2 protein-coding genes are annotated in these 5,445 nt (G+C 59.4%); both read right to left on the bottom strand.

Annotated elements, in window-relative coordinates; genetic code table 11:
* Positions 1 to 1,678, bottom strand: a 1,678-nt coding sequence (locus OOZ15_RS19595) for an IgGFc-binding protein (protein ID WP_265958138.1), incomplete at its 3' end; no start/stop codon positions are given.
* A 273-nt stretch (positions 1,679 to 1,951) separates the two neighbouring features.
* A complete protein-coding gene (locus tag OOZ15_RS19590) occupies positions 1,952 to 5,428 on the bottom strand; it encodes a T9SS type B sorting domain-containing protein (RefSeq protein WP_265958137.1) in 3,477 nt (1,158 codons plus the stop codon).
* Between the last annotated feature and the right edge of the window lie 17 nt (positions 5,429 to 5,445).

Below are 5,445 nucleotides of genomic sequence, written 5' to 3'. Positions count from 1 at the left end.
TCGACTGGACCGACTCGCAGCCGCCGATGTCGCCGATCACGTAATAGTCGCCACCGTCCGTCACCGCATAGGTCGGGCCGTCCGCACCCTCGATCTGGACGTTGTTGCGGAACCAGCGGTAGCCGTCGAAAAGGTCGTCACCAACGTCCAATACCTGGGGCAGACAGGCTGTTTCCTCTATGCTTAAAAAAATCTCCGGGGCAAAACCGGAATAGAAACCACCGTAATTGGCAAAACCTGCCGCCCCTAACAATCCACAATATAGATCCCTGGTCGATTCCACCAAGATATCTCCTGTAAGAGCCGATCCAGCCAACTTATAGCTGACAAAATTGGTGCTCCCGTTCACATAATGCCCATTGATATCGTTGGTACCATAATTGGTCACCGTGCCCGCCGTCAAATAATCCTGTAAAGGGGCGCCGTTGATGGTTAGCTCTCCCTCCGAACGAGTTACTATCATTAAAATGGTATTATAAGTTCTAGTGTTTATCATGTTGGTATTCGGTATAAAGGCTTGTCTTGGTGCCGTGCAAATCAATGGGGGCACATAAAACATCCCTACCTGACCACCACCCGACGCATCATCCACCAACTGATAACAAGTAGCAGGATTTGTGGTCCGTATATAAAGATTGTCCTCATCTGTATAGGCAGTGGTCGCATTATCATCCGACCCCCCATTTACTATATAATACTCTCCTGCCTCCAGTGTGACCACTTCTGACTCAGATCCATTAAGAAAAACAGAGGTATTGTTGGTATGGGCCACTACCGTCACTAGTTCCCTTATATTGAACCCTTCTCCCCTGGAGAATATAAATTCCGTCCCCATGGTTTCAACAGGAGCAATCTGATCCGCTCCATAATCCCTGGCATAGTCGGTTGATGAAGGTGACATATGAAGGTTTCCGACATTGACCACCACGTCCTTATCACTCTCCAAAAGTGCCCCTATCAATGCATTCCATGTGTCTGCATTAGCAAGATCACTCAGAGGGTAACGCTGCCTCATCAGAAAGGCCTCACCCGCATTTAGGTTTATTGTTTCCACATGTCCCACAGGCACGGCAGCACCGCCGTTAATCCCTTGTATAACAGCACCTTCAGTAACCCCCGATACATTTACCACCGTATTGTCCTCGAGCGCCACAAAGGACACAAAATGAGAATAATCATTCTCTCCAAAATTCCCACTCGGAGTGATATAAGTAGCAGTAGTGGTACCCATGGGCGAGCCCCCCAATCTAAACACCGTTCCTCTTGCATTGTTTCCTTTTAAAGCTATCAAATCAGCCTGAGCCCCTCCTGCATCCACAAATCGGTAATCTACAGCTATAGGCTGGTCCGCCACAATTCTAAGTCCTCTATCAGACCGAACGGTTCCATATTCGACAGCAAAATAACGCGTTCCAGTGGCTGTTCCCGTTAAAGTTTCTATAGCAGTACCATTAGCAGGTACTGTCAAAGTCCTATCGGGAGTGGTACTGTTCCCTATGTAAACCTCTACATTTACATCAACATCCGATGTTGTACTATAGTTTAGATTTTGGACACCTACATTATTGGATGCTTCCCCAGGAATTGGCGGCAACCAGTGTTCTGTACTCTCCTGGGCTTGTATAGAAACAACCCAGCCTAACAATAACACAAACAGTAACAGTATTTTTTTAATCATAACCTTACCAACTTTATAAGAATCAATTCAATCTTTTGTGTTTAATATACAGGAAACAAAACCTGTTATGACCACTTTACGGAACATAAAGGTTGTAATTTCACAGCTTATTAACAGCTGCGGTGTAACCGTCGGAGCACTTAACGAAACAATCGAAAGCACCCACGAAACAAGCGGAATATCTTTAAATTCCCTTTCCATGGTCCACTTGCCCCTTTATTTACCCATGCCCCGGCTGTGGGCCGGGGCCTTGTTCTGTTGCGTCCCCATCTGTCATTTCCTCAGGTAGACCCATCCCGTTTTTGGGGCCTTGGTGCCGTCCCTGTCGTAGCGCACCACGTAATAGTAGGTCCCGGTGGGCAGCAGCTCCCCGTCCCGGTAGTTCATCCGCCCCTGTGAGCGGCCGTCCCACCAGTTTGGCTCCCCGGAACCGTTGCCGTGCACCGTGTGCACCCGGTTGCCCCAGCGGTCGTAGACCTCCATGGTGAAGCCCGGGTAGTCCCTTAAAAAAGGCACCACATAGGTGTCGTTCACCCCGTCGCCGTTGGGCGAGAACATGTCGGGGAACACGTCATTGCCCAGGCTCAGCTCCGCCGCCCTTGAGAGCGCCGGGCTGCCGCAACCGCTCACCGAGGCCCGGTAGCGGTGCCCGTCCAGCCCCTGGCCCACGCTGCTGACCCGGAGCCTGGCCGTCTGCGCTCCGGTATAGGTACCGTCGTCCGCCACGTCCCGCCAGCCGCTGCCGTCGTGCACCTGCCACTGGTAGGTATAGGTCCCTTCGGCCTCTTCCGGTACCACCGTGAACGACACGTCCGACCCGTGCTGGGCCGATACGTCCGATGGGTCCTCGTAGATCCGGGCCACCGGGCTCACCCGCAGCCCCGCGCTGTCCGAGACCACCTCGCCGCAGCCCTCCGTCGAGACCCGTACCCGGTAAAGGTCCCCGTCGCCGTCCACGCTCGCGAACACCGACAGCGAGGGCAGTTCCCCCACCGTCTCCCAGCTCGTACCACCATCCGCGCTCGACTCCCAACGGTACCGAAGGCCGTCCGCCCCGTTGGCCGATACTTCCGCACGGAACAGTGCCACACCGCCCTCACAGGCCACTGCGTCCCCCGGGCCCGCCGTGATCGCTATGGGGCCCTCTACGCTCAGGGAAGCCACCGAGCGAACCGGGTCGCCGCAGCCCTGTGACAGTACCGAGGCCCGGTACAGCCGGCCGTCGTCCGCTGCCGTAATGTTTGTCCTGGTATAACTGCTTGTTGTTTCCCCGGCTATCGTGGTCCAGCTCTGGCCACCATCGCTGCTCTCCTCCCAGCTGTAGACAGCGCTGCCGCTGCCCGCGTCCGCCACCACCGAAAAGGTCGCTGCACCGCCCACGCAGGCGCGCCGGTCCTCCAGGGGCGAGTCCAGGGCCACCGGGGCACTGATCCGGAGCTCCGCCTCCTGCGAGACCACCTCGCCACAGCCCCCCGTCGACACCCGTACACGGTACAGGTAGCCGTCCAATGACGACGACAGCGGGCTCTTTACATAGTCCCGGCCCTGGCCCACCACCTGCCAGGTCGCCCCACCGTCCACGCTCTGTTCCCAGGCATAGGACAGCTCGCCACCGGCCGACGCCGTCACACTGAACAGCGCCGCCCCGTTCGCACATGCCAGCACGTCCGCCGGGTGTTCCGTCACCGTGATCGGGTCCTCCACCGTCAACTGCGCCACCGACCATACCGGGCCCGCACAGTCCCCCGTGCTCACCCCGGCCCGGTAGCGCGTCCCGTCATCGGACGCCGTTACGTTCGTTACCGTATAGGTATCGGTGGTCTCATTGGCTATGGCCGTCCACGTCTGACCGCCGTCAGTGCTCTGTTCCCATTGGTAGGTGGGCGTGCCCACACCGGCTTCCGCTCCCACATTAAAGGACGCCGTACCCCCGGAGCATACCTGTGCACTCTCCAACGGCAAGGTCACCCGCACGGGGCCCTCCACACGCAGCGATGCCACATCCGAGACCACCTCGCCACAACTGCCCGAGCTTATACGCACCCGGTAAAGGTTCCCGTTATGGAACTCGCTCAGCGGGCTCTTCAGGTACGTACTGCCCGTGCCCACCACGTGCCAGCCCGTACCGCCATCGATGCTCTCTTCCCACTGGTAGGACGGCGTGCCCCCGGACAGGTCCACCGATACCCCGAACTCCGCCGTACCGTTCACACAGGCCGACACGTCCGCCGGTTGATCGGTGACCTGCACCGAGCCCTCCACCAGCAGGGACGCCTGCGAGCGCACCGGGTCCGTGCACAGCGCCGAGCTCACCGCCACCCGGTAAAGGGTGCCGCCGTCCGCCGCCGTCACGTTCGTCCTTGTATAACTGTCGGTCGTTTCGTTTGCTATGGTGGTCCAGCCCTGGCCCCCGTCAGTGCTCTCTTCCCACTGGTAGGCAGGCGTGCCGATACCGGCGGCCGCAACCACCCTAAAGGTCACGTCCCCGCCCTCGCACACCAGCTCATCCTCCAAGGGCTCCGCGATCACCACAGGGCCTTCCACCTCCAGTTCGGCCACCTCCGAGACCACTTCGCCGCACTGGTCCGACGAGAGCCGGACCCGGTAAAGGTAACCGTCGTGCTGGTCGCTCAAAGGGCTCTTTACATAGCGGCTGCCCGTGCCGACCACGTGCCAGCTCGCACCACCGTCCACGCTCTCTTCCCAGGCGTAGTCCAGGCCGCCGCCGCCATAGGACGCCCCCACTTCAAAGGAGGCCACCCCGTTCACGCAGTTGATCACCCTGTCCTGCGGCTGCTCCAGGATCGCAATAGGGCCTTCCACCCACAACTGCGCCACCGAACGTACCGGTTCCGTGCACGCCCCCGTGGTCACCCCGACACGGTAACGCGTCCCGTCGTCACCGGACGTTACGTTTGTTTTTGTATAACTGTCCGTGGTCTCGCCCGCTATGGTGGTCCAAGTGGTGCCGCCGTCCGTGCTCTCTTCCCACTGGTAGGCCAGGGTCCCCGAGCCCGCATCGGCGCCCACCGTAAAGGTCACGTCCGAGCCCACACAGGCCCGTTGGGCCTCCAGCGGGGCCGTGACCTGGACAGGGCCCTCCACCGTCAGCGTGGCCTCACGGCTGAGTACCTCCCCACAGGTCGAGGAACTGATCCGTGCCCGGTAAAGGTAGCCGTCGTGCACTTCGCTCAAAGGGCTCTTGAAGTAACTGCCCCCAGTGCCCACCACGTGCCAGCTCGCCCCGCCGTCCGTGCTCTCCTCCCAGGTGTAGCCCACCGTGCTGCCCAAAGCCTCGGCCGACACCGTGAACTCCCCCGTGCCGTTCGCACAGCCCGTTACGTCAACCGGCTGTTCCAATATAGCGATCGAGCCCGATACCCGGAGCGTCGCTATCGAACGCACCGGCGCCGTGCAGGCCGGCGTGCTCACCCCAACCCGGTAGCGCGTGCCGTCGTCACCGGACGTCACGTTTGTTTTCGTATAACTGTTGGTTGTTTCATTGGCTATCACGGTCCAGGTCGCCCCGTCGTCCGTGCTCTCTTCCCACTCGTACACGGGCGTGCCCGTCCCCGTGTCCGCCTGTACCGTAAGGGTCAGGTCCTCGCCTTCGCACACCGTCGCCCCTTCCAAAGGCTCCGTGACCACCACAGGGCCCTCAACGCCCAGCGTCGCCACCTCGGAGATGATCTCCGCACAGGCCCCCGTGCCCACACGGGCACGGTACAGGTTCCCGTCGTGAGCCGCCACCAGAGCGGACTTTACGT

This window comes from Galbibacter kalidii (assembly GCF_026241135.1).
In the GTDB taxonomy this organism is placed as follows: domain Bacteria; phylum Bacteroidota; class Bacteroidia; order Flavobacteriales; family Flavobacteriaceae; genus Galbibacter.
Note: the sequence above shows the minus strand (reverse complement) of the source record. Positions and strands in the feature narration are given on the sequence as shown.